Annotated in this window: 28 protein-coding genes; all 28 read right to left on the bottom strand. The window is 55.1% G+C overall.

All coding sequences use genetic code 11. The features are described 5' to 3' along the window. Positions 1 to 19 precede the first annotated feature (19 nt). The 28 genes from secY to rpoB all read right to left on the bottom strand — a co-directional run bounded on the left by secY (position 20) and on the right by rpoB (position 23610). Positions 20 to 1348, bottom strand: a complete 1329-nt coding sequence (gene secY / locus J1N02_RS10135) for a preprotein translocase subunit SecY (RefSeq protein ID WP_003176406.1) — start codon at positions 1346 to 1348, stop codon at positions 20 to 22. Beyond that, entirely contained in the window at positions 1349 to 1786 is a 438-nt protein-coding gene (gene rplO, locus J1N02_RS10140) for a 50S ribosomal protein L15 (protein WP_003176407.1), read from the bottom strand. Positions 1787 to 1789: 3 nt separating this feature from the next. Next, positions 1790 to 1966, bottom strand: a complete 177-nt coding sequence (rpmD, locus tag J1N02_RS10145) for a 50S ribosomal protein L30 (protein WP_003176408.1) — start codon at positions 1964 to 1966, stop codon at positions 1790 to 1792. A 2-nt stretch (positions 1967 to 1968) separates the two neighbouring features. Further along, positions 1969 to 2469: a 30S ribosomal protein S5 gene (gene rpsE, locus J1N02_RS10150; RefSeq protein WP_003186035.1), complete on the bottom strand. Its 501-nt coding sequence runs from the start codon at positions 2467 to 2469 to the stop codon at positions 1969 to 1971. Between the two features lie 3 nt (positions 2470 to 2472). After that, on the bottom strand, positions 2473 to 2823 hold the full coding sequence (gene rplR / locus J1N02_RS10155) for a 50S ribosomal protein L18 (protein WP_003186037.1): 351 nt from the start codon (positions 2821 to 2823) through the stop codon (positions 2473 to 2475). A 10-nt stretch (positions 2824 to 2833) separates the two neighbouring features. Continuing rightward, a complete protein-coding gene (gene rplF / locus J1N02_RS10160) occupies positions 2834 to 3367 on the bottom strand; it encodes a 50S ribosomal protein L6 (protein WP_003176412.1) in 534 nt (177 codons plus the stop codon). A 12-nt stretch (positions 3368 to 3379) separates the two neighbouring features. Next, complete coding sequence (rpsH, locus tag J1N02_RS10165) at positions 3380 to 3772, bottom strand: 30S ribosomal protein S8 (protein WP_003176413.1); 393 nt, start codon at positions 3770 to 3772, stop codon at positions 3380 to 3382. A 206-nt stretch (positions 3773 to 3978) separates the two neighbouring features. After that, positions 3979 to 4284: a 30S ribosomal protein S14 gene (gene rpsN / locus J1N02_RS10170; RefSeq protein WP_003176414.1), complete on the bottom strand. Its 306-nt coding sequence runs from the start codon at positions 4282 to 4284 to the stop codon at positions 3979 to 3981. A gap of 13 nt (positions 4285 to 4297) precedes the next feature. After that, positions 4298 to 4837, bottom strand: coding sequence for a 50S ribosomal protein L5 (gene rplE, locus J1N02_RS10175; RefSeq protein WP_003194642.1), 540 nt, complete (start codon positions 4835 to 4837; stop codon positions 4298 to 4300). A gap of 22 nt (positions 4838 to 4859) precedes the next feature. Beyond that, a complete protein-coding gene (rplX, locus tag J1N02_RS10180; RefSeq protein WP_003176416.1) occupies positions 4860 to 5174 on the bottom strand; it encodes a 50S ribosomal protein L24 in 315 nt (104 codons plus the stop codon). An 11-nt stretch (positions 5175 to 5185) separates the two neighbouring features. Beyond that, on the bottom strand, positions 5186 to 5554 hold the full coding sequence (rplN, locus tag J1N02_RS10185) for a 50S ribosomal protein L14 (protein ID WP_002555479.1): 369 nt from the start codon (positions 5552 to 5554) through the stop codon (positions 5186 to 5188). A gap of 23 nt (positions 5555 to 5577) precedes the next feature. Then, on the bottom strand, positions 5578 to 5844 hold the full coding sequence (gene rpsQ / locus J1N02_RS10190; RefSeq protein ID WP_003176419.1) for a 30S ribosomal protein S17: 267 nt from the start codon (positions 5842 to 5844) through the stop codon (positions 5578 to 5580). Positions 5845 to 5846: 2 nt separating this feature from the next. Next, a complete protein-coding gene (gene rpmC / locus J1N02_RS10195; RefSeq protein WP_002555481.1) occupies positions 5847 to 6038 on the bottom strand; it encodes a 50S ribosomal protein L29 in 192 nt (63 codons plus the stop codon). Continuing rightward, the gene (gene rplP / locus J1N02_RS10200; RefSeq protein ID WP_003232424.1) at positions 6038 to 6451 is read right to left on the bottom strand and encodes a 50S ribosomal protein L16; all 414 of its coding nucleotides are present in this window, start codon (positions 6449 to 6451) and stop codon (positions 6038 to 6040) included. The genes rpmC and rplP overlap by 1 nt, the downstream gene beginning before the upstream one ends. 12 nt (positions 6452 to 6463) lie before the next feature. Beyond that, complete coding sequence (gene rpsC / locus J1N02_RS10205) at positions 6464 to 7150, bottom strand: 30S ribosomal protein S3 (RefSeq protein ID WP_003176422.1); 687 nt, start codon at positions 7148 to 7150, stop codon at positions 6464 to 6466. A 13-nt stretch (positions 7151 to 7163) separates the two neighbouring features. Further along, the gene (gene rplV / locus J1N02_RS10210; RefSeq protein WP_003103908.1) at positions 7164 to 7496 is read right to left on the bottom strand and encodes a 50S ribosomal protein L22; all 333 of its coding nucleotides are present in this window, start codon (positions 7494 to 7496) and stop codon (positions 7164 to 7166) included. A gap of 11 nt (positions 7497 to 7507) precedes the next feature. Beyond that, complete coding sequence (gene rpsS, locus J1N02_RS10215) at positions 7508 to 7783, bottom strand: 30S ribosomal protein S19 (RefSeq protein WP_003232420.1); 276 nt, start codon at positions 7781 to 7783, stop codon at positions 7508 to 7510. A gap of 16 nt (positions 7784 to 7799) precedes the next feature. Further along, a complete protein-coding gene (rplB, locus tag J1N02_RS10220; protein ID WP_003210080.1) occupies positions 7800 to 8624 on the bottom strand; it encodes a 50S ribosomal protein L2 in 825 nt (274 codons plus the stop codon). Positions 8625 to 8638: 14 nt separating this feature from the next. Continuing rightward, positions 8639 to 8938, bottom strand: a complete 300-nt coding sequence (gene rplW, locus J1N02_RS10225) for a 50S ribosomal protein L23 (RefSeq protein ID WP_002555488.1) — start codon at positions 8936 to 8938, stop codon at positions 8639 to 8641. Beyond that, positions 8935 to 9537 carry a 50S ribosomal protein L4 gene (rplD, locus tag J1N02_RS10230; RefSeq protein ID WP_003176424.1) on the bottom strand — a complete coding sequence of 201 codons (603 nt, stop codon included), beginning with the start codon at positions 9535 to 9537 and terminating at the stop codon, positions 8935 to 8937. Before rplD ends, rplW begins: the two co-directional genes overlap by 4 nt. Before the next feature lie 12 nt (positions 9538 to 9549). Beyond that, positions 9550 to 10185 carry a 50S ribosomal protein L3 gene (gene rplC, locus J1N02_RS10235; RefSeq protein WP_007253310.1) on the bottom strand — a complete coding sequence of 212 codons (636 nt, stop codon included), beginning with the start codon at positions 10183 to 10185 and terminating at the stop codon, positions 9550 to 9552. A gap of 81 nt (positions 10186 to 10266) precedes the next feature. Further along, positions 10267 to 10578, bottom strand: a complete 312-nt coding sequence (rpsJ, locus tag J1N02_RS10240; RefSeq protein ID WP_003186070.1) for a 30S ribosomal protein S10 — start codon at positions 10576 to 10578, stop codon at positions 10267 to 10269. A gap of 157 nt (positions 10579 to 10735) precedes the next feature. After that, positions 10736 to 11929 carry an elongation factor Tu gene (gene tuf / locus J1N02_RS10245; RefSeq protein WP_027605166.1) on the bottom strand — a complete coding sequence of 398 codons (1194 nt, stop codon included), beginning with the start codon at positions 11927 to 11929 and terminating at the stop codon, positions 10736 to 10738. Positions 11930 to 11959: 30 nt separating this feature from the next. Continuing rightward, a complete protein-coding gene (fusA, locus tag J1N02_RS10250) occupies positions 11960 to 14065 on the bottom strand; it encodes an elongation factor G (protein WP_003210087.1) in 2106 nt (701 codons plus the stop codon). 30 nt (positions 14066 to 14095) lie between these two features. Continuing rightward, positions 14096 to 14566, bottom strand: coding sequence for a 30S ribosomal protein S7 (gene rpsG, locus J1N02_RS10255; RefSeq protein ID WP_002555493.1), 471 nt, complete (start codon positions 14564 to 14566; stop codon positions 14096 to 14098). Between the two features lie 118 nt (positions 14567 to 14684). Next, positions 14685 to 15056, bottom strand: coding sequence for a 30S ribosomal protein S12 (gene rpsL / locus J1N02_RS10260; protein WP_002555494.1), 372 nt, complete (start codon positions 15054 to 15056; stop codon positions 14685 to 14687). Between the two features lie 216 nt (positions 15057 to 15272). Beyond that, entirely contained in the window at positions 15273 to 19472 is a 4200-nt protein-coding gene (gene rpoC / locus J1N02_RS10265) for a DNA-directed RNA polymerase subunit beta' (RefSeq protein ID WP_027605165.1), read from the bottom strand. A gap of 64 nt (positions 19473 to 19536) precedes the next feature. After that, on the bottom strand, positions 19537 to 23610 hold the full coding sequence (rpoB, locus tag J1N02_RS10270; protein ID WP_027605164.1) for a DNA-directed RNA polymerase subunit beta: 4074 nt from the start codon (positions 23608 to 23610) through the stop codon (positions 19537 to 19539). Positions 23611 to 23631 lie beyond the last annotated feature (21 nt).

Consider the following 23631-nt stretch of genomic DNA (forward strand, 5'->3'; position numbering starts at 1 on the left):
CCTCGAACCTTATGGGTACTCAGCGCAACATGCCGCTGCCGTAACCCTTCAGGTTGGCTTTCTTCATCAGGGATTCGTACTGGTGCGAAACGAGGTGCGATTGTACTTGGGACATGAAGTCCATCACAACCACGACCACGATCAGCAACGAGGTCCCGCCAAGGTAGAACGGAACGTTTGCTGCAACCACCAGGAACTGGGGCAACAAGCACACGGCCGTCATATATAGAGCACCGAACAGGGTCAAACGAGTCAGAACGCCATCAATGTAGCGTGCCGACTGCTCACCTGGACGAATACCCGGAATAAAGGCACCGGACTTCTTCAGGTTTTCCGCTACGTCTTTCGGATTGAACATCAACGCCGTATAGAAGAAGCAGAAGAAAATAATCCCTGCACTAAACAGCAGAATATTCAACGGCTGACCAGGAGCGATCGACTGAGAGAGGTCCTGCAGCCAGCCCATATTTTCAGACTGACCAAACCAGGTACCCAACGAAGCCGGAAACAGCAAAATGCTGCTCGCGAAAATTGCCGGAATAACACCGGCCATATTCACTTTCAGCGGCAAGTGGCTGGTCTGCGCAGCAAAAACCTTACGGCCCTGCTGACGCTTGGCGTAGTGAACAGCAATACGACGCTGGCCACGCTCAATGAACACCACAAAACCGATAATCGCTACTGCCAGCAAACCGATGGCAACCAGGGCGAAGATATTGATATCACCCTGACGTGCAGACTCGAAAGACTGCCCGATTGCTCTCGGAAGACCGGCGACGATACCTGCGAAAATCAACATCGAGATACCGTTACCAACACCACGCTCAGTAATCTGCTCACCCAGCCACATCATGAACATCGCACCAGCCACAAACGTGGATACCGCGACGAAATGGAAGCCAAAGTCACCAGTGAACGCAACACCCTGCCCAGCCAGGCCAACGGACATGCCGATAGCTTGGACCAGGGCGAGGATGACAGTGCCGTAGCGGGTGTACTGGCTAATCTTGCGACGGCCAGCTTCACCTTCCTTCTTCAACTGCTCCAGCTGCGGGCTGACGGCGGTCATCAGTTGCATGATGATCGATGCCGAGATGTACGGCATGATCCCCAGTGCAAAAATGCTCATCCGTTCCAGCGCACCGCCAGAAAACATGTTGAACAAGCTAAGAATGGTCCCCTCATTCTGTCGAAACAGGTCTGCGAGTCGGTCCGGGTTGATACCTGGAACCGGGATGTGTGCGCCTATTCGGTAGACGATAATCGCCAGGAACAGAAAACGCAGACGAGCCCAAAGTTCAGACATACCGCCTTTGCCGAGCGCTGAGAGAGCACCTTGCTTAGCCATTTATTCCTCGAACTTGCCGCCAGCTGCTTCGATAGCCGAACGCGCACCTTTGGTGGCGCCGATTCCCTTGCCGATAGTGACAGCGCGAGTCACTTCACCGGACAGCATGATTTTCACACGCTGTACGTTGACGTTGATCACGTTGGCATCTTTCAGGGTCTGCACAGTAACGATGTCGCCTTCCACTTTAGCCAGCTCGGACAGACGCACTTCTGCGCGGTCCATGGCCTTCAGGGAAACGAAGCCGAACTTAGGCAGGCGACGATGCAGCGGCTGTTGACCGCCTTCAAAGCCTGGAGCAATGGTGCCACCGGAGCGGGAGGTTTGACCTTTGTGGCCACGGCCACCAGTCTTACCCAAACCGCTACCGATACCACGGCCCGGACGATGCTTTTCGCGACGGGAACCCGGCGCTGGACTCAGATCATTGAGTTTCATCGATTAACCCTCGACACGCAGCATGTAGTAAGCCTTGTTGATCATCCCGCGATTCTCGGGAGTATCCTGGACTTCTACAGTGTGACCGATGCGACGCAGACCCAAACCCTTAACGCACAATTTGTGGTTAGGGATGCGGCCGGTCATGCTTTTGATCAGCGTTACTTTAACGGTAGCCATGATCAGAAGATCTCCTTGACGCTTTTGCCACGCTTGGCGGCAATGGATTCAGGAGATTGCATAGCTTTCAAACCCTTGAAAGTGGCGTGAACCACGTTTACCGGGTTAGTCGAGCCATAGCACTTGGCCAGAACGTTCTGAACGCCAGCAACCTCGAGGACAGCACGCATAGCGCCGCCAGCGATGATACCGGTACCTTCAGAAGCAGGCTGCATGTACACCTTCGAAGCGCCGTGAGCGGACTTCATTGCGTACTGCAGCGTGGTGCCGTTCAGATCAACTTGGATCATGTTGCGACGAGCAGCTTCCATTGCCTTCTGGATCGCAGCAGGCACTTCACGTGACTTGCCACGGCCGAAGCCAACGCGCCCTTTACCATCACCCACCACGGTCAACGCGGTGAAAGTGAAGATACGGCCGCCTTTAACGGTTTTGGCTACGCGGTTAACTTGAACCAGCTTCTCAATGTAGCCTTCGTCGCGCTTTTGGTCGTTATTTGACATAACTTAGAACTCCAGCCCAGCTTCACGAGCAGCATCAGCCAGCGCTTTAACGCGGCCGTGGTACTTGAAGCCAGAGCGGTCGAAAGCCACTTGCGAGACGCCAGCGGCCTTAGCACGCGTAGCGACCAGCTGGCCAACCTTTGTGGCCGCGTCGATGTTGCCAGTGGCACCATCACGCAGTTCTTTATCCAAAGTCGAGGCGCTGGCCAGGACTTTGTTGCCGTCGGCCGAGATGACCTGGGCGTAGATGTGCTGCGACGAGCGGAACACGCAGAGACGCACGACTTCGAGTTCGTGCATTTTCAGGCGTGCTTTGCGAGCGCGACGCAGTCGAGTAACTTTTTTGTCGGTCATTTGCTATGCCCTACTTCTTCTTGGCTTCTTTACGACGGACGACTTCGTCCGCGTAGCGCACACCTTTGCCTTTGTACGGCTCTGGTGGACGGAAGTCGCGGATCTCAGCAGCCACTTGACCTACCAGTTGCTTATCGATGCCCTTGATCAGGATATCGGTCTGGCTAGGAGTCTCAGCGGTGATGCCTTCCGGCAGTTCGTAATCCACTGGGTGCGAGAAGCCAAGGGCCAGGTTCAAAACCGTGCCTTTTGCTTGCGCTTTGTAACCAACACCGACCAGCTGGAGCTTACGCTCGAAGCCTTGGCTTACGCCTTGGACCATGTTGTTTACCAACGCACGCGTGGTACCAGCCATTGCGCGAGTTTGTTGATCGCCATTGCGAGCAGCGAAACGCAGCTCACCAGCTTCTTCAACGATCTCAACGGACGAATGGATATTCAGTTCAAGAGTGCCCTTGGCACCCTTCACCGAAAGCTGTTGGCCTGCGAATTTGACTTCGACACCGGCTGGCAGCTTAACGGGGTTCTTAGCGACGCGAGACATGCTTATCCCCCCTTAGAACACAGTGCAAAGAACTTCGCCGCCGACACCGGCAGCGCGCGCAGCACGATCCGTCATCACACCTTTGTTGGTGGAGACGATAGACACGCCCAGACCGCCACGAACTTTCGGCAGATCTTCAGCGGACTTGTACTGACGCAGGCCTGGACGGCTAACGCGCTTCACTTCCTCGATGACCGAACGGCCTTCGAAGTACTTCAGCTCGATGGACAGCAGTGGTTTGATCTCGCTGCTGATCTGATAACCCGCAATGTAGCCTTCGTCTTTCAGGACTTTGGCAACAGCAACCTTCAACTTGGAAGACGGCATGCTTACGACGGACTTTTCAGCCATCTGGGCATTACGGATACGAGTTAGCATGTCCGCTAACGGGTCCTGCATACTCATGGGCTAGACGCTCCTAATACAAAAAAATTAGCCTTGCGGCTACATATGTCGCTGAGAACTTCCGGGTAAAAAACACGGGCTCAGGCGAGCCGCGTATTTTAGACACACTCCGGAAATGAAACAAGCCCCAAAAGGGGCTTGTTCCAGATTCAAGGTCACCGGCGGTCAGTATCTTTCGATTCAGACCACCTGGACGCTGAAAGTACTTACCAGCTGGCTTTAACCAGACCTGGTACGTCACCACGCATTGCCGCTTCACGCAGTTTGTTACGGCCGAGGCCGAACTTGCGGTAAACGCCGTGTGGACGACCGGTCAGGCGGCAGCGGTTACGCATGCGCGAAGCGCTTGCGTCACGTGGCTGCTTCTGCAGGGCAACTGTAGCTTCCCAACGCGCTTCTGGACTTGCGTTCAGATCAACGATGATTGCTTTCAGTGCTGCACGCTTCTTGGCGTACTTGGCAACCGTGAGCTGACGCTTCAGCTCGCGGTTTTTCATGCTCATCTTGGCCATGGTCCTACTCCAATCAGTTGCGGAACGGGAATTTGAAAGCACGCAACAGGGCGCGACCTTCATCATCGTTCTTGGCAGTGGTGGTCAGGGTGATGTCCAGACCGCGGAGAGCATCGATCTTGTCGTAGTCGATTTCCGGGAAGATGATCTGCTCTTTCACGCCCATGCTGTAGTTACCACGACCATCGAAGGACTTGGCATTCAGGCCGCGGAAGTCGCGAACCCGAGGCAGGGAGATCGACAGCAGACGATCCAGGAATTCGTACATACGCTCACGGCGCAGAGTCACTTTGACGCCGATCGGCCAACCTTCACGGACTTTAAAGCCAGCGATGGATTTGCGAGCGTAGGTCACAACGACTTTCTGGCCGGTGATCTTTTCCAGGTCAGCAACAGCGTGCTCGATGACTTTTTTGTCACCGATCGCTTCGCCCAGACCCATGTTCAGGGTGATTTTGGTAACGCGCGGAACTTCCATCACGTTCCCAAGCTTAAGTTCTTCCTTAAGCTTAGGGGCGATTTCCTTCCGGTAAATCTCTTGTAGTCGTGCCATGGTCTAATCTACCTAGCAGTGTTCAAGCATCAACCGCTTTTTGGGTCGACTTGAAGACACGAATTTTCTTACCGTCTTCTACTTTGAAACCAACGCGGTCAGCCTTGTTGGTTTCGCCGTTGAAGATGGCGACGTTAGAAGCGTCCAGCGGAGCTTCTTTCTCGACGATACCGCCCTGCACGCCCGACATCGGGTTAGGCTTGGTATGACGCTTGACCAGGTTCAGACCACCGATAACCAGACGGTTATTAGCGAGAACCTTAAGCACCTTACCGCGCTTACCTTTGTCTTTGCCGGCGATCACGATGATCTCGTCGTCACGACGAATCTTTTGCATGTCGGATCTCCTTACAGCACTTCTGGGGCGAGCGAGACGATCTTCATGAACTTCTCAGTACGAAGTTCACGGGTCACTGGCCCAAAGATACGGGTGCCGATCGGCTCTTGCTTGTTGTTCAGAAGAACAGCAGCGTTGCCATCAAAGCGGATAATGGAGCCATCTGCACGACGTACGCCGTGACGAGTGCGGACTACAACAGCAGTCATCACTTGGCCTTTTTTCACTTTACCGCGAGGAATTGCTTCCTTGACGGTAACCTTGATGATGTCACCGATACCAGCGTAACGACGATGGGAGCCACCCAGCACCTTGATGCACATAACACGGCGAGCGCCGCTGTTATCGGCCACATCGAGCATGGATTGAGTCTGAATCATATAATTTCTCCGACCCCTAGTCCTTAGACTTCCACAGCGCGTTCGAGAACATCAACCAATGCCCAAGACTTGGTCTTGGCCAGCGGACGAGTTTCACGAATAGTGACTTTGTCGCCGATGTGGCACTGATTGGTTTCGTCGTGCGCGTGCAGCTTAGTCGAACGCTTAACATATTTACCGTAGATCGGGTGCTTAACGCGACGCTCGATCAAAACGGTGATGGTTTTGTCCATCTTGTCGCTGACAACACGGCCAGTCAGCGTACGGACAGTCTTTTCGGCTTCAGCCATGATCACTTACCTGCCTGCTGGTTGAGCACAGTCTTCACGCGAGCGATGTCACGCTTAACTTGCGAGAGCAGATGAGACTGCCCCAACTGGCCAGTTGCTTTCTGCATACGCAGATTGAACTGGTCGCGCAGCAGGCCGAGCAGTTGCTCGTTCAGCTGCTGTGCGGATTTTTCACGAAGTTCATTCGCTTTCATCACATCACCGTCCGTTTAACAAAGGCGGTGGCGAGCGGCAGCTTTGCAGCAGCCAGGGCAAAAGCCTCACGCGCCAGCTCTTCAGTTACACCCTCGATTTCATACAGGACTTTGCCTGGCTGAATCTGGGCTACCCAGTATTCCACGTTACCCTTACCTTTACCCATCCGAACCTCGAGAGGCTTTTTGGAGATCGGCTTGTCCGGGAATACACGGATCCAGATCTTGCCGCCACGTTTAACGTGACGGGTCAGTGCACGACGCGCTGACTCGATCTGACGAGCGGTGAGACGACCACGAGCTACAGACTTCAGCGCGAACTCGCCGAAGCTGACTTTGCTACCGCGCTGAGCCAGACCACGGTTGTGGCCTGTCATCTGCTTGCGGAACTTCGTACGCTTTGGTTGCAACATTTGGCGTACCCCTTACTTAGCAGCTTTTTTACGAGGCGCTGGTGCTTGTGGTTTCAGTTCTTCTTGGCGACCACCAATTACTTCGCCTTTGAAGATCCAAACCTTTACACCGATCACACCGTAAGTGGTGTGAGCTTCGTAGTTGGCATAGTCGATGTCGGCACGCAGGGTGTGCAGTGGCACACGACCTTCGCGATACCATTCAGTACGTGCGATTTCAGCACCGCCGAGACGACCGCTCACTTGGATTTTGATGCCTTTGGCACCAATGCGCATGGCGTTCTGTACGGCGCGCTTCATAGCGCGACGGAACATTACGCGACGCTCCAGCTGCTGAGCTACGCTCTGCGCAACCAGCATACCGTCGAGCTCCGGCTTGCGGATCTCTTCGATATTGATGTGCACAGGCACACCCATTTGCTTGGTCAGGTCCTGACGCAGTTTCTCAACATCTTCACCTTTCTTCCCGATAACGATACCTGGACGAGCGGTGTGGATGGTGATACGTGCAGTTTGCGCCGGACGATGGATATCGATACGGCTTACGGACGCGCTTTTTAGTTTGTCTTGGAGATACTCACGCACCTTCAGATCAGCGAACAAATAGTCCGCATAAGTCCGACCGTCTGCGTACCAGACGGAGGTGTGCTCCTTGACGATTCCCAGGCGAATGCCAATGGGATGTACTTTCTGACCCATCTCTTCGACTCCGTTACTTGTCAGCAACCTTGACAGTGATATGGCAAGACCGCTTGACGATGCGATCAGCACGGCCTTTGGCACGCGGCATGATGCGCTTCAGCGAACGCCCTTCGTTGACGAAAACGGTGCTGACCTTCAGGTCATCAACGTCTGCGCCTTCGTTATGCTCGGCGTTGGCTACGGCCGACTCCAGCACTTTCTTCATGATCTCGGCGGCTTTCTTACTGCTGAAAGCCAACAGGTTGAGCGCTTCGCCCACCTTCTTCCCGCGGATCTGGTCGGCGACCAAGCGGGCTTTCTGGGCGGAGATTCGAGCGCCCGACAACTTAGCGGCTACTTCCATTTCCTTACCCCTTAACGCTTGGCTTTCTTGTCTGCCACGTGCCCACGATAAGTGCGGGTACCGGCAAACTCGCCTAGTTTGTGGCCGACCATGTCTTCGTTAACGAGAACTGGGACGTGCAGACGACCGTTGTGTACAGCGATGGTCAGACCGACCATTTGTGGCAGGATCATCGAACGACGCGACCAGGTCTTAACTGGTTTGCGATCGTTCTTTTCCGCCGCCACTTCGATCTTCTTCAGTAGGTGAAGATCAATAAAAGGACCTTTTTTCAGAGAACGTGGCACTGTCGTATCCCTCTATTTACTTGCGACGACGGACGATCATTTTGTCGGTACGCTTATTACCACGAGTCTTCGCGCCCTTAGTCGGGAAGCCCCATGGCGATACCGGATGACGACCACCAGAGGTACGACCTTCACCACCACCGTGTGGGTGGTCAACCGGGTTCATGGCAACACCACGAACGGTTGGGCGAACGCCACGCCAGCGTTTGGCACCAGCTTTACCCAGCGAACGCAGGCTGTGCTCGGAGTTCGAGACTTCACCCAGGGTCGCGCGGCATTCAGCCAGCACTTTACGCATCTCACCAGAACGCAGACGCAGGGTCACGTAGACACCTTCACGAGCGATCAGCTGAGCCGAAGCACCAGCGGAACGAGCGATTTGCGCGCCTTTACCTGGCTTCAATTCGATGCCGTGTACGGTGCTACCAACTGGAATATTACGCAGTTGCAGAGCGTTGCCCGGCTTGATCGGTGCCAAGGCACCTGCGATCAGCTGGTCGCCAGCACTCACACCTTTAGGCGCGATGATGTAGCGACGCTCGCCATCTGCGTACAGCAGCAGAGCGATGTGAGCAGTACGGTTTGGATCGTATTCGATACGCTCGACAGTGGCAGCGATGCCATCTTTGTCGTTGCGACGGAAATCGACCAGACGATAATGCTGCTTATGGCCACCACCAATGTGACGAGTGGTAATACGACCATTGTTGTTACGACCACCAGTCTTCGATTTCTTCTCGAGCAGCGGTGCGTGAGGAGCGCCTTTATGCAGCTCCTGGTTGACCACCTTGACCACAAAACGGCGGCCAGGGGAAGTCGGTTTGCATTTAACGATTGCCATGATGCACCCCTTCCTTACTCAGCACTGCTGCTGAAATCGAGATCTTGGCCTGGCTGAAGGGAGATAACTGCCTTCTTCCAGTCATTACGCTTGCCCAGACCGCGAGCAGTGCGCTTGCTCTTACCCAGAACATTCAGGGTAGTAACACGCTCAACTTTCACGCTGAACAGGCTTTCGACGGCCTTCTTGATTTCCAGCTTGGTTGCGTCAGTTGCAACCTTGAAAACGAACTGGCCTTTCTTGTCAGCCAGAACCGTAGCCTTTTCGGAAACGTGCGGGCCAAGCAGAACTTTAAATACGCGTTCCTGGTTCATCCCAGCAGCTCCTCGAATTTCTTCACGGCCGACACGGTGATCAACACCTTGTCGTATGCGATCAGACTAACTGGATCGGAACCTTGCACGTCACGCACATCAACGTGTGGCAGGTTACGAGCAGCCAGGTACAGGTTCTGATCAACAGCTTCAGACACGATCAAAACGTCGGTCAGGCTCATGTTGTTCAGTTTGCCCAGCAGATCTTTGGTTTTTGGACTTTCAACAGCGAAGTCCTGAACCACGACCAGGCGATCAGTACGCACGAGTTCAGCAAGGATGGAGCGCAGTGCTGCGCGATACATCTTCTTGTTGAGCTTCTGAGAGTGATCCTGCGGACGAGCTGCGAAAGTGGTACCGCCGCCACGCCAGATTGGGCTACGGATAGTACCGGCACGAGCACGGCCAGTACCTTTCTGACGCCAAGGGCGCTTACCGCCACCACGAACGTCGGAACGGGTCTTTTGCTGCTTGCTACCTTGACGGCCGCCGGCCATGTAGGCCACGACTGCTTGGTGAACCAGCGTCTCGTTGAATTCGCCGCCAAATGTCAGTTCGGAAACTTCGATCGCTTGAGCGTCATTTACATTTAATTGCATGTCAGCTTCCCCTTAACCGCGAGCCTTGGCCGCTGGACGTACAACCAGGTTGCCGCCAGTAGCGCCAGGAACAGCACCCTTGACCAACAACAGATTGCGTTCAGCGTCGACGCGCACTACTTCGAGGGACTGCACGGTCACGCGCTCAGCGCCCATATGACCGGACATTTTTTTGCCCTTGAATACACGACCAGGAGTCTGGCACTGGCCAATAGAGCCCGGGACGCGGTGGGAAACGGAGTTACCGTGAGTGTTGTCTTGACCACGGAAATTCCAACGCTTGATCGTACCCTGGAAGCCTTTACCCTTGGACTGACCGGTTACATCAACCAGTTGACCAGCGGCGAAGATTTCAGCGTTGATCAGATCGCCAGCCTGGTAGTCGCCTTCTTCAAGACGGAACTCCATGACAGTACGACCAGCTGCAACGTTTGCTTTAGCGAAGTGACCTGCTTGAGCAGCAGTCACACGCGAAGCGCGACGCTCGCCGACAGTGACTTGCACTGCACGATAGCCATCGGTTTCTTCAGTTTTGAACTGGGTGACGCGATTCGGCTCGATCTCAATGACCGTAACCGGAATGGAGACACCTTCTTCGGTGAAAATACGGGTCATACCGCATTTACGACCGACTACACCAATAGTCATGTTGTAAACCTCATGAGTGTACGGGGCTTTCACCCGCTATGGCCGCCCATTTCAGAGCGTTACACGACTAAGACCCAAGTCTTAGCCGAGGCTGATCTGTACTTCCACACCGGCCGCCAGATCGAGCTTCATAAGAGCATCAACGGTTTTATCCGTTGGCTGGACGATGTCCAGTACGCGCTTATGAGTACGGATCTCGTACTGGTCACGCGCGTCTTTGTTGACGTGCGGGGAGACCAGAACGGTGAACCGCTCTTTACGGGTAGGCAGTGGAATTGGACCACGCACTTGAGCACCAGTACGTTTCGCGGTTTCCACGATTTCCTGGGTGGATTGGTCGATCAGGCGATGGTCAAAAGCCTTCAACCTGATACGGATTTGCTGATTTTGCATTGGATTTCAGACTCCGGCTGCTATTCCCAGCGAGCGCAATACGCCCGTTAAAAGGAGGCGCAATTCTATAGACGCCCTAGATAGGTGTCAACCCAATAAAAAAGCCCCCGCTGAGCGGGGGCTTTTCAAAGCATCGAAACTATCTCAGAAGAGACGCTTACTCGATGATTTTAGCTACAACACCAGCACCAACGGTACGGCCGCCTTCACGGATAGCGAAGCGCAGACCGTCTTCCATTGCGATGGTCTTGATCAGGGTAACTTCCATTTGGATGTTATCGCCTGGCATTACCATTTCAACGCCTTCTGGCAGCTGGCAGTTACCAGTCACGTCAGTAGTACGGAAGTAGAACTGTGGACGGTAGCCTTTGAAGAACGGAGTGTGACGACCGCCTTCTTCCTTGCTCAGAACGTAAACTTCTGCGGTGAACTTGGTGTGCGGCTTAACCGAACCTGGCTTAACCAGAACCTGGCCACGCTCAACGTCGTCACGCTTGGTACCACGCAGCAGAACGCCGCAGTTCTCGCCAGCACGACCTTCGTCGAGCAGCTTGCGGAACATTTCAACACCAGTGCAGACAGTGTTGGTAGTGTCACGCAGACCAACGATTTCCAGCGCATCTTGAACGCGAACGATACCGCGCTCGATACGACCAGTCACAACAGTACCACGACCGGAGATCGAGAATACGTCTTCGATTGGCATCAGGAACGGCTTGTCGGTCAGACGAACTGGTTCTGGGATGTAGCTGTCCAGGGTTTCAACCAGTTTACGAACGGCAGTGGTGCCCATTTCGTTATCGTCTTTGCCTTCCAGCGCCATACGAGCAGAACCGATGATGATCGGAGTGTCGTCGCCTGGGAAGTCGTAAGTGCTCAGCAGATCGCGCACTTCCATCTCAACCAGTTCCAGCAGCTCAGCGTCGTCTACCAGGTCAGCCTTGTTCAGGAAAACCACGATGTACGGAACGCCTACCTGACGGGACAGCAGGATGTGCTCACGGGTTTGTGGCATCGGACCATCAGCGGCCGAGCAAACCAGGATCGCGCCGTCCATCTGGGCAGCACCAGTGATCATGTTCTTCACATAGTCAGCGTGACCTGGGCAGTCAACGTGAGCGTAGTGACGGATCTTCGAGTTGTACTCGACGTGCGCGGTGTTGATGGTGATACCACGAGCTTTTTCTTCTGGAGCGCTGTCGATTTTATCGAAATCAACGACTGCAGAACCGAAAACCTCGGAGCAGACGCGAGTCAGAGCTGCGGTCAGAGTGGTTTTACCGTGGTCAACGTGACCGATAGTGCCAACGTTGACGTGCGGTAGGGAACGATCAAATTTTTCTTTAGCCACGACAATTAACTCCTTGCCTAAAGGACTGAATCAGCCTTGTTTTTTGGATACAGTTTCAGCGATGTGCGCCGGAGCTGTGTTGTATTTTTTGAATTCCATAGAGTAGCTTGCGCGACCCTGGGACATGGAGCGAACGTCGGTCGCATAACCGAACATCTCACCCAACGGAACCTCGGCGCGAATCACTTTGCCGGAAACCGTGTCTTCCATACCCAAGATCATGCCGCGACGACGGTTAAGGTCGCCCATGACATCACCCATATAGTCTTCAGGTGTAACAACTTCTACCGCCATGATTGGCTCAAGCAACTCACCACCGCCCTTCTGGGCCAGTTGCTTGGTTGCCATGGAAGCAGCCACCTTAAACGCCATCTCGTTGGAGTCGACGTCGTGGTAAGAACCGTCAAAAACGGTTGCTTTCAGGCCGATCAGCGGATAGCCGGCAACAACACCGTTCTTCATCTGCTCTTCGATACCCTTCTGGATAGCAGGGATGTATTCCTTAGGAACAACACCACCCACTACTTCGTTCACGAATTGCAGACCTTCCTGACCTTCGTCAGCAGGAGCAAAACGGATCCAGCAGTGACCGAACTGACCACGACCGCCGGACTGACGAACGAACTTGCCTTCGATTTCACAGTTTTTCGTGATGCGCTCACGATAGGAAACCTGAGGCTTACCGATGTTGGCTTCGACGTTGAACTCACGGCGCATCCGGTCAACCAGGATGTCCAGGTGCAACTCGCCCATGCCAGAGATGATCGTTTGACCAGTCTCTTCATCAGTTTTGACGCGGAAAGATGGATCTTCCTGAGCAAGCTTGCCCAGAGCGATACCCATTTTTTCCTGGTCATCCTTGGTCTTAGGCTCTACGGCAACCGAAATAACCGGCTCCGGGAAGTCCATGCGAACCAGGATGATTGGCTTGGCAGCGTCGCACAAAGTCTCACCAGTGGTGACGTCCTTCATGCCGATCAAGGCCGCGATGTCACCAGCGCGCACTTCCTTGATCTCTTCACGGGCGTTTGCGTGCATTTGCACCATACGACCCACACGCTCTTTCTTGCCTTTGACCGAGTTGATCACGCCGTCGCCGGAGGCCAACACGCCCGAGTAAACGCGGACGAAGGTCAGAGTACCCACGAATGGGTCGGTAGCGATCTTGAACGCCAGAGCCGAGAACGGCTCGCTGTCGTCAGCATGACGCTCCATCTCTTCTTCCTCATTATCAGGGTTGGTACCCTTGATAGCAGGAATGTCGGTAGGAGCAGGCAGGTAGTCGATCACGGCGTCGAGAACCAAGGGAACACCCTTGTTCTTGAAGGAAGAACCGCAAACAGCCAAGACGATCTCACCAGCGATAGTACGCTGACGCAGAGCGGCCTTGATTTCCACGTTGGTGAGTTCTTCACCTTCGAGGTACTTGTTCATCAGCTCTTCGCTGGCTTCGGCGGCAGCCTCAACCATGTTGTTGCGCCACTCGTCAGCCAGTTCCTGCAATTCTGCAGGGATAGGCTTGCGAACAGGAACCATACCCTTGTCAGCGTCATTCCAGTAGACCGCTTCCATGTTGATCAGATCGATCTGACCCTGGAAGTTGTCTTCGGAACCGATAGCCAATTGGATTGGCACCGGAGTGTGACCCAGACGCTGCTTGATCTGACCGATCACGCGCAGGAAGTTGGCACCAGCACGGTCCATCTTGTTTACATAAACAAGACGTGGAACGCCGTATTTGTTGGCTTGACGCCATACGGTTTCCGACTGAGGCTCGACACCCGAGGTACCGCAGAACACAACGACAGCGCCGTCGAGTACGCGCAGGGAACGTTCAACTTCAATAGTGAAGTCTACGTGGCCTGGGGTATCGATAACGTTGAAGCGGTGCTCATCTTTGTACTGCTTCTCGGAACCTTTCCAGAAGGCGGTAATAGCAGCAGAAGTAATGGTAATACCACGCTCCTGCTCCTGAACCATCCAGTCTGTGGTCGCGGCGCCATCATGCACCTCGCCCATTTTGTGACTTTTGCCGGTGTAAAACAGTACGCGCTCGGTGGTGGTGGTTTTACCAGCATCCACGTGAGCAACGATACCGATGTTACGGTAGCGGCTAATCGGAGTAGTACGAGCCATAAAGCCCTCGCAAAATTAGTGAAGCTAAGATTAGAAGCGGTAGTGCGAGAAAGCTTTGTTAGCTTCAGCCATACGGTGCACGTCTTCACGCTTCTTAACAGCAGCACCTTTACCTTCAGCAGCGTCCAACAGTTCGCCGGCCAAACGCAGAGCCATAGACTTCTCGCCGCGCTTACGGGCGAAGTCTACCAACCAGCGCATTGCCAGAGCGTTACGACGGGACGGACGAACTTCGACCGGAACCTGGTAAGTAGCACCGCCTACACGGCGCGACTTCACTTCGACCAGCGGAGCGATGGCGTCGAGAGCTTTCTCGAAGATTTCCAGGGGGTCGCTGTTCTTGCGTTCTTTAACCTTTTCCAGCGCGCCATAAACGATACGCTCGGCAACGGCTTTCTTGCCGCTTTCCATCACGTGGTTCATGAACTTGGCCAGAATTTGGCTTCCGTATTTTGGATCGTCAAGCACTTCGCGCTTGGCTGCTACGCGTCTTCTTGGCATGGATAAGCCCTCAAACGGTCTTCAGGTTCGCTCGGAATCGGTGCCCTTTCGGGACGCCTCCGACCTTACTCTTATCGACTCAGAAAATAAGATGATTCAGTTTTACAAAAAGCCGCTACTACTTAGGCTTCTTGGTACCGTACTTCGAACGACCCTGGTTACGACCTTTAACGCCGGAAGTATCCAAGGAGCCGCGTACGGTGTGATAACGAACACCTGGCAAGTCTTTTACACGACCGCCGCGGATCAGTACCACGCTGTGCTCTTGCAGGTTGTGGCCTTCACCGCCGATGTACGAGGAAACCTCGAAACCGTTGGTCAGGCGCACACGGCATACTTTACGCAGTGCCGAGTTAGGTTTTTTCGGCGTGGTGGTATACACACGGGTGCATACGCCACGACGTTGCGGGCAGTTCTGCAGCGCAGGCACGTCGGATTTCTCGACGATACGCTTACGCGGCTGACGTACCAGCTGGTTGATAGTTGCCATCTACTAGCTCCACTGTTGTCTTGCGACGCTATTGTCTTGCAAGAAAAGCAAAATGGCAGGAACGAATTCCCGCCAAATTTAGGGGTACAAGAGTCTAAAGAGGATCTTGCCCCCAGTCAAGGCAAGGCCCCGACCTCCCCTCCCGTCGAACCCGGGCAAAACTGCCTTGATCCGACGAATGGGGCTGCCAGGGCCCAGACTTATTTACCGCAGAACTCAGTTACCGCTTGAGTTCAGTGCTTCGGTCAGTGCAGCTTCCACTTCACTGGCGCTTACGCGCAACGGCTTGTCAGCATCACGGCGACGCTTACGCTCGCTGTGGTAAGCCAAACCGGTACCAGCCGGGATCAGACGACCCACGACCACGTTCTCTTTCAGGCCGCGCAGGTAATCGCGCTTGCCGGTTACCGCTGCTTCGGTCAGTACGCGAGTGGTCTCCTGGAAGGAGGCCGCCGAGATGAACGACTCAGTGGACAACGACGCCTTGGTGATACCCAGCAGTACGCGAGTGAACTTGGAAACGAATTTCTCGTCGCCAGCCAGACGCTCGTTTTCCACCAGCACGTGAGTCAGTTCCATCTGGTCGCCCTTGATGAAACTGGAATCGCCGGATTCAGCGATCTCAACTTTACGCAGCATCTGACGCAGGATGGTCTCGATGTGCTTATCGTTGATCTTCACGCCTTGCAGGCGGTAAACGTCCTGGATCTCGTTGACGATGTACTTGGCCAGCGCACTCACACCCAGCAGACGCAGGATGTCGTGTGGATCGCTCGGGCCGTCGGAGATCACTTCGCCGCGGTTTACCTGTTCGCCTTCGAAAACGTTCAGGTGACGCCACTTTGGAATCAGCTCTTCGTACGGATCGGTACCGTCGTTCGGGGTAATGACCAGACGGCGCTTGCCCTTGGTTTCTTTACCGAACGCGATGGTGCCGCTGACTTCAGCCAGGATCGACGCTTCTTTCGGACGACGAGCTTCGAACAAGTCGGCAACACGCGGCAAACCACCGGTGATGTCACGGGTCTTCGAAGTTTCTTGCGGGATACGCGCGATAACATCACCGATCGCGATCTTCGCACCATCCGCTACACCGACCAGGGCGTTGGCTGGCAGGAAGTACTGAGCGATTACGTCAGTGCCTGGCAGCAACAGATCCTTGCCGTTGTCGTCGACCATCTTCACAGCAGGACGGATGTCCTTACCGGCAGCTGGACGATCTTTCGCGTCGAGTACTTCAATGTTGGTCATACCGGTCAATTCGTCAGTCTGACGCTTGATCGTGATGCCTTCTTCCATGCCCACGTAGGTCACGGTACCTTTCATTTCGGTAACGATTGGGTGAGTGTGCGGATCCCACTTGGCCACGATTGCGCCAGCGTCGACCTTGTCACCTTCTTTAACCGAAATCACAGCACCGTACGGCAGCTTGTAGCGCTCACGCTCACGACCATAGTCATCAGCGATTGCCAGCTCACCAGAACGGGACACAGCGACCAGGTGACCATCCACTCGCTCAACGTGCTTCAGGTTGTGCAGGCGGACAGTACCGCCATTCTTCACCTGAACGCTGTCGGCTGCGGAGGTCCGGCTTGCCGCACCACCGATGTGGAACGTACGCATGGTCAGCTGGGTACCCGGCTCACCGATGGACTGGGCGGCAATAACGCCGACCGCTTCACCGATGTTCACCTGGTGGCCACGAGCCAAGTCACGACCGTAGCACTTGGCGCAAATGCCGTAGCGGGTTTCGCAGCTGATCGGCGAGCGAACGATCACTTCGTCGATGCTGTTGAGTTCGATGAACTCGACCCACTTCTCGTCAACCAGAGTGCCGGCAGGAACGATAACTTCCTCGGTACCTGGCTTGAATACGTCACGGGCAATAACACGACCCAGTACGCGCTCACCCAGCGGCTCTACAACGTCACCGCCTTCAATGTGCGGAGTCATCAGCAGGCCGTGCTCGGTGCCGCAGTCGATCTCGGTGACAACCAGATCTTGCGCAACGTCTACCAGACGACGCGTCAGGTAACCGGAGTTAGCGGTTTTCAACGCGGTATCCGCCAGACCTTTCCGAGCACCGTGAGTAGAGATGAAGTACTGGAGTACGCTCAAACCTTCACGGAAGTTCGCAGTAATCGGCGTTTCGATGATGGAGCCGTCCGGCTTGGCCATCAGGCCACGCATACCGGCGAGCTGACGGATCTGCGCAGCAGAACCCCGTGCGCCCGAGTCGGCCATCATGTACATCGAGTTGAAGGACTCTTGGTCAACTTCTTCGCCGTGACGGTCGATGACCTTCTCTTTCGAGAGGTTGGCCATCATCGCCTTGGACACTTCGTCGTTGGCCTTGGACCAAAGGTCGATCACTTTGTTGTACTTCTCGCCCTGTGTTACCAGGCCCGAGGCGTACTGGCTTTCGATCTCTTTCACTTCATCAGTAGCTGCACTGATGATGCGGGCTTTTTCATCAGGGATAACGAAGTCGTTAACACCGATGGAAACGCCGGAAATGGTCGAATAGGCAAAACCGGTGTACATCAACTGGTCAGCGAAGATGACGGTCTCTTTCAGACCAACCACGCGATAGCATTGGTTGATCAGCTTGGAGATCGCCTTTTTCTTCATCGGCAGGTTGACGACGTCGTACGACAGGCCTTTTGGCACAACCTGGTACAACAGCGCACGGCCTACGGTGGTGTCGACAATACGGGTGCCGCTCACGCTGCCGCCATCACGGTCGTTGACCGTTTCGTTGATGCGCACCTTGACCTTGGCGTGCAGTGCGGCTTCGCCGGCACGGAACACACGGTCAACTTCCTGCAGGTCAGCGAACACACGACCTTCGCCTTTGGCGTTGATCGCCTCACGGGTCATGTAGTACAGACCCAATACAACGTCCTGCGACGGAACGATGATTGGCTCACCGTTGGCTGGCGACAGAATGTTGTTGGTCGACATCATCAACGCACGCGCTTCCAACTGGGCTTCCAGTGTCAGCGGTACGTGCACGGCCATTTGGTCGCCGTCGAAGTCGGCGTTGTACGCAGCACAGACCAGAGGGTGCAGCTGGATAGCCTTACCTTCGATCAGTACCGGTTCAAACGCCTGGATACCCAGACGGTGAAGGGTCGGTGCACGGTTGAGGAGAACCGGGTGTTCGCGAATCACTTCAGCGAGAACGTCCCAAACCTCTGGCAGCTCGCGCTCGACCATTTTCTTGGCCGCTTTGATGGTGGTCGCGAGACCGCGCATTTCCAGCTTGCCGAAGATGAATGGCTTGAACAGTTCAAGTGCCATCTTCTTAGGCAGACCGCACTGGTGCAGACGCAGGGTCGGGCCTACGGTAATTACCGAACGACCAGAGTAGTCAACACGCTTACCGAGCAAGTTCTGACGGAAACGACCTTGCTTACCCTTGATCATGTCAGCCAAGGATTTCAGAGGACGCTTGTTGGAACCGGTGATAGCGCGGCCACGACGACCGTTGTCGAGCAGGGCATCGACAGCTTCCTGCAACATACGCTTTTCGTTGCGCACGATGATGTCCGGAGCGGACAGATCGAGCAAGCGCTTCAAGCGGTTGTTACGGTTGATCACACGGCGGTACAGGTCGTTGAGGTCGGAAGTCGCGAAACGACCACCATCCAACGGCACCAGCGGACGCAGATCTGGCGGCAGAACCGGCAAAACGGTCAGCACCATCCACTCTGGCAGGTTGCCGGAACCCTGGAAGGCTTCCATCAACTTCAGACGCTTGGACAGCTTCTTGATCTTGGTTTCGGAGTTGGTTTGCGGAATTTCTTCGCGCAGACGACCAATCTCGTGCTCCAGGTCGATAGCGTGCAGCAGTTCGCGGACAGCTTCGGCACCCATGCGGGCATCGAAATCATCACCGAACTCTTCCAACGCCTCGAAGTACTGCTCGTCGTTCAGCAGCTGACCTTTTTCAAGGGTAGTCATGCCTGGATCGATAACGACATAGCTCTCGAAGTAGAGAACGCGTTCGATATCACGCAGGGTCATGTCCATCAGCAAGCCGATACGGGACGGCAGCGATTTCAGGAACCAGATATGGGCAACCGGCGAAGCCAGCTCGATGTGCGCCATGCGCTCACGACGAACCTTGGCCAGCGCAACTTCAACGCCACACTTCTCGCAGATCACACCACGGTGCTTCAAGCGCTTGTACTTACCGCACAGGCACTCGTAATCCTTTACCGGGCCAAAGATCTTGGCGCAGAACAGGCCGTCACGCTCAGGTTTGAACGTACGGTAGTTGATGGTTTCCGGCTTTTTAACTTCACCGAACGACCACGAACGGATCATCTCAGGCGATGCCAATCCAATACGGATGGCGTCGAACTCTTCGACTTGACCCTGGTTTTTCAGCAAATTCAGTAGGTCTTTCAAGGCCTTTCCTCCTGGCGGAGCAGAGAGCGGGCTAAACAGCCCCGCTCTCGATTCGCGTCACGTGTTATTCGGTTTCCAGATCGATATCGATGCCGAGGGAACGAATTTCTTTGATCAACACGTTGAAGGACTCGGGCATGCCCGGCTCCATACGGTGATCGCCATCCACGATGTTTTTGTACATCTTGGTACGACCGTTCACATCGTCCGACTTCACTGTGAGCATTTCTTGCAGAGTGTAAGCAGCACCGTATGCTTCCAGTGCCCAGACCTCCATCTCCCCGAAACGCTGACCACCGAACTGAGCCTTACCACCCAGCGGCTGCTGGGTAACCAGGCTGTACGAACCGGTAGAACGAGCGTGCATCTTGTCGTCTACCAAGTGGTTCAGCTTCAGCATGTACATGTAGCCAACAGTAACCGGGCGCTCGAACTTGTTGCCGGTACGGCCGTCGAACAGCTGCATCTGGCCGCTTTCTGGCAGGTCTGCCAGTTTCAGCATGGCCTTGATTTCGCTTTCCTTGGCACCGTCGAACACCGGGGTAGCCATTGGAACGCCACCGCGCAGGTTCTTCGCCAGATCCAGGATTTCCTGGTCGGAGAAGGTATCCAGCTCTTCCTTACGACCGCCGATCTCGTTGTAGATCTCGTGCAGGAACTTACGCAGGTCAGCAACCTTGCGCTGCTCTTCGATCATACGATTGATCTTCTCGCCCAGACCTTTGGCCGCGAGGCCAAGGTGGGTTTCAAGGATCTGACCAACGTTCATACGCGAAGGTACGCCCAACGGGTTGAGGACGACGTCGACCGGGGTGCCATTGGCATCGTGCGGCATGTCTTCAACCGGCATGATCACGGAGACCACACCTTTGTTACCGTGACGACCGGCCATCTTGTCGCCCGGCTGGATGCGGCGACGGATTGCCAGGTAAACCTTGACGATTTTCAGCACGCCTGGAGCCAGGTCATCGCCCTGCTGCAGTTTGCGCTTCTTGTCTTCGAACTTGTCGTCCAGCAGACGGCGACGATCAACGATATAGGCCTGGGCCTTCTCGAGCTGCTCATTAAGAGCATCTTCAGCCATGCGCAGTTTGAACCACTGGCCGTGCTCAAGACCGTCGAGGATTTCGTCGGTGATGTCCTGACCTTTCTTCAGACCTGCGCCGCCTTCAGCCTTGTGGCCTACCAGGGCGGAACGCAGACGTTCGAAGGTCGCGCCTTCAACGATACGGAACTCTTCGTTGAGGTCCTTGCGGATCTCGTCGAGCTGGGTCTTCTCGATGGACAGTGCACGAGCATCACGCTCGACGCCGTCACGGGTGAAGACCTGTACGTCGATGACAGTACCCTTGGTACCGGTAGGTACACGCAGGGAGGTGTCTTTAACGTCGCTGGCTTTTTCACCGAAGATGGCACGCAGCAGCTTCTCTTCCGGAGTCAGTTGGGTCTCGCCTTTCGGAGTGACCTTACCAACCAGGATGTCGCCCGCACCCACCTCAGCACCTACGTAAACGATACCGGCTTCGTCCAGCTTGTTCAGTGCAGCTTCACCCACGTTCGGGATGTCTGCAGTGATTTCCTCTGGCCCAAGCTTGGTGTCACGCGCCACACAGGTCAGTTCCTGAATGTGGATGGTGGTGAAGCGATCTTCTTGAACCACACGCTCGGACAGGCAGATGGAGTCTTCGAAGTTGAAGCCGTTCCATGCCATGAACGCGATGCGCATGTTCTGACCCAGAGCCAATTCACCCATATCGGTGGACGGACCGTCAGCCATGATGTCGCTACGCTGAACGCGATCACCCTTGCGCACCAGCGGACGCTGGTTGATGCAAGTGTTCTGGTTCGAGCGGGTGTATTTGGTCAGGTTGTAGATGTCGACACCGGCTTCACCGGTTTCAACTTCGTCATCAGCAACACGAACCACGATACGGCTGGCATCAACGGAATCGATCACGCCGCCACGACGAGCCACGACGCAAACGCCGGAGTCACGGGCTACGTTACGCTCCATGCCGGTACCTACCAGCGGCTTGTCGGCACGCAGGGTCGGTACAGCTTGACGCTGCATGTTGGAACCCATCAACGCACGGTTGGCGTCATCGTGTTCCAGGAACGGGATCAGCGACGCTGCGACCGAAACTACCTGCTTCGGCGATACGTCCATCAAGGTGACGTCTTCCGGCGCCTTGACGGTGAACTCGTTCAGGTGACGAACAGCTACCAGCTCGTCGATCAGGACCTTCTTGTCGTTCATCGTGGCCGAAGCCTGAGCGATCACGTGATCAGCTTCTTCGATGGCGGACAGGAACACGATCTCGTCGGTAACCAGGGCGTCTTTCACCACACGGTACGGGCTCTCAAGGAAGCCGTACTGGTTGGTGCGCGCATAGGCAGCCAGGGAGTTGATCAGACCGATGTTCGGGCCTTCCGGCGTTTCGATTGGGCATACACGACCGTAGTGAGTCGGGTGTACGTCACGCACTTCAAAGCCTGCACGCTCACGGGTCAGACCGCCCGGGCCCAGCGCGGAAACACGGCGCTTGTGGGTGATCTCGGAAAGCGGGTTGTTCTGGTCCATGAACTGCGAGAGCTGGCTGGAACCGAAGAACTCTTTCACCGCCGCAGCCACTGGCTTGGCGTTGATCAGGTCTTGCGGCATCAGGCCTTCGCTTTCAGCCATCGACAGACGCTCTTTGACCGCACGCTCAACACGCACCAGGCCAACGCGGAACTGGTTCTCGGCCATTTCGCCTACGCAGCGAACACGACGGTTACCCAGGTGGTCGATGTCATCGACGATGCCTTTGCCGTTACGGATGTCGACCAGAGTCTTCAGGACCGCAACGATGTCTTCCTTGCACAGCACACCCGAACCTTCGATCTCGGTGCGACCGATACGACGGTTGAACTTCATCCGGCCGACCGCAGACAGGTCGTAGCGCTCAGGGCTGAAGAACAGGTTGTTGAACAGGGTTTCTGCAGCGTCTTTGGTTGGTGGCTCGCCAGGACGCATCATGCGATAGATTTCTACCAGCGCTTCCAATTGGTTGCTGGTGGAGTCGATCTTCAGGGTGTCGGAGACGAACGGACCGCAGTCGATATCGTTGGTGTACAGGGTCTCGATGCGAACAACCTGCGCCTTGGCGATTTTGGCCAGGATCTCGGTGTTCAGCTCGGTGTTGCACTCAGCCAGGATTTCGCCTGTAGCCGGGTGAACGATGACCTTCGCGGTAGTACGGCCCAGGACATAGTCCAGGGGAACTTCCAGCTCTTTGATACCCGCTTTTTCGATCTGGTTGATGTGGCGCGCAGTGATACGACGGCCAGCCTCAACGATGACCTTGCCCTTTTCATCCTGAATGTCCAGGACAGCAATTTCACCACGCAGACGCGAAGCGATCAGCTCCAGCTTGAGGGTTTCATCCTTCAGGCTGAATACGTTGGTGGTGTAGAACGCATCCAGGACTTGCTCAGTGGTGTAGCCGAGCGCGCGCAGCAGTACCGAGGCCGGCAGCTTGCGACGACGGTCGATACGCACGAACACGCAGTCTTTCGGATCGAACTCGAAGTCCAACCACGAACCGCGGTACGGAATGATCCGCGCGGAGTACAGGAGCTTGCCGGAGCTGTGCGTCTTGCCGCGGTCGTGGTCGAAGAACACGCCCGGGGAACGGTGCAGCTGGGAAACGATAACGCGCTCGGTACCGTTGATAACGAAGGTACCGTTCTCAGTCATCAATGGGATTTCGCCCATGTAGACTTCTTGCTCTTTGATGTCCTTGATCGCTTTGTTCGACGACTCTTTGTCGAAAATGATCAGACGGACTTTTACCCGCAAAGGTACGGCGTACGTAACACCGCGCAACACGCATTCTTTGACATCAAATGCCGGTTCGCCCAGGCGATAACCGACGTACTCCAGCGCAGCATTGCCGGAGTAGCTGATGATCGGGAAAACGGATTTGAAGGCCGCATGCAGGCCCACGTCGCGGAACTGATCTTTGGTCGCTCCCGCCTGCAAGAATTCACGATACGAATCCAGCTGGATAGCCAGAAGGTACGGGACATCCATGACGTCCGGCAACTTGCTAAAGTCCTTGCGGATACGTTTTTTCTCAGTATATGAGTAAGCCATCAGCGTTCCCCAGCTTGGTCA

Source organism: Pseudomonas sp. NFX5 (assembly GCF_049132125.1).
Taxonomy (GTDB): Bacteria; Pseudomonadota; Gammaproteobacteria; order Pseudomonadales; family Pseudomonadaceae; genus Aquipseudomonas; species Aquipseudomonas marginalis.

Coding starts and splice junctions, on each gene's coding strand:
- secY (WP_003176406.1), bottom strand. CDS start 1,348: ATGGCTAAGCAAGGTGCTCTCTCAGCGCTCGGCAAAGGCGGTATGTCT.
- rpsH (WP_003176413.1), bottom strand. CDS start 3,772: ATGAGTATGCAGGACCCGTTAGCGGACATGCTAACTCGTATCCGTAAT.
- rplO (WP_003176407.1), bottom strand. CDS start 1,786: ATGAAACTCAATGATCTGAGTCCAGCGCCGGGTTCCCGTCGCGAAAAG.
- rpsQ (WP_003176419.1), bottom strand. CDS start 5,844: ATGGCTGAAGCCGAAAAGACTGTCCGTACGCTGACTGGCCGTGTTGTC.
- rpsC (WP_003176422.1), bottom strand. CDS start 7,150: ATGGGTCAGAAAGTACATCCCATTGGCATTCGCCTGGGAATCGTCAAG.
- rplP (WP_003232424.1), bottom strand. CDS start 6,451: ATGTTGCAACCAAAGCGTACGAAGTTCCGCAAGCAGATGACAGGCCAC.
- rpoB (WP_027605164.1), bottom strand. CDS start 23,610: ATGGCTTACTCATATACTGAGAAAAAACGTATCCGCAAGGACTTTAGC.
- rplC (WP_007253310.1), bottom strand. CDS start 10,185: ATGACTATTGGTGTAGTCGGTCGTAAATGCGGTATGACCCGTATTTTC.
- rpsE (WP_003186035.1), bottom strand. CDS start 2,469: ATGTCAAATAACGACCAAAAGCGCGACGAAGGCTACATTGAGAAGCTG.
- rplR (WP_003186037.1), bottom strand. CDS start 2,823: ATGACCGACAAAAAAGTTACTCGACTGCGTCGCGCTCGCAAAGCACGC.
- rplV (WP_003103908.1), bottom strand. CDS start 7,496: ATGGAAGTAGCCGCTAAGTTGTCGGGCGCTCGAATCTCCGCCCAGAAA.
- fusA (WP_003210087.1), bottom strand. CDS start 14,065: ATGGCTCGTACTACTCCGATTAGCCGCTACCGTAACATCGGTATCGTT.
- rpsL (WP_002555494.1), bottom strand. CDS start 15,056: ATGGCAACTATCAACCAGCTGGTACGTCAGCCGCGTAAGCGTATCGTC.
- rpmD (WP_003176408.1), bottom strand. CDS start 1,966: ATGGCTACCGTTAAAGTAACGCTGATCAAAAGCATGACCGGCCGCATC.
- rplN (WP_002555479.1), bottom strand. CDS start 5,554: ATGATTCAGACTCAATCCATGCTCGATGTGGCCGATAACAGCGGCGCT.
- rplW (WP_002555488.1), bottom strand. CDS start 8,938: ATGAACCAGGAACGCGTATTTAAAGTTCTGCTTGGCCCGCACGTTTCC.
- rpmC (WP_002555481.1), bottom strand. CDS start 6,038: ATGAAAGCGAATGAACTTCGTGAAAAATCCGCACAGCAGCTGAACGAG.
- rplB (WP_003210080.1), bottom strand. CDS start 8,624: ATGGCAATCGTTAAATGCAAACCGACTTCCCCTGGCCGCCGTTTTGTG.
- rpsJ (WP_003186070.1), bottom strand. CDS start 10,578: ATGCAAAATCAGCAAATCCGTATCAGGTTGAAGGCTTTTGACCATCGC.
- rpsN (WP_003176414.1), bottom strand. CDS start 4,284: ATGGCCAAGATGAGCATGAAAAACCGCGAGCTGAAGCGTCAGCTCACG.
- rplX (WP_003176416.1), bottom strand. CDS start 5,174: ATGCAAAAGATTCGTCGTGACGACGAGATCATCGTGATCGCCGGCAAA.
- rplD (WP_003176424.1), bottom strand. CDS start 9,537: ATGCAATTAAATGTAAATGACGCTCAAGCGATCGAAGTTTCCGAACTG.
- rplE (WP_003194642.1), bottom strand. CDS start 4,837: ATGGCACGACTACAAGAGATTTACCGGAAGGAAATCGCCCCTAAGCTT.
- rpsG (WP_002555493.1), bottom strand. CDS start 14,566: ATGCCAAGAAGACGCGTAGCAGCCAAGCGCGAAGTGCTTGACGATCCA.
- rplF (WP_003176412.1), bottom strand. CDS start 3,367: ATGTCTCGCGTCGCTAAGAACCCCGTTAAGCTGCCAGCCGGTGTCGAA.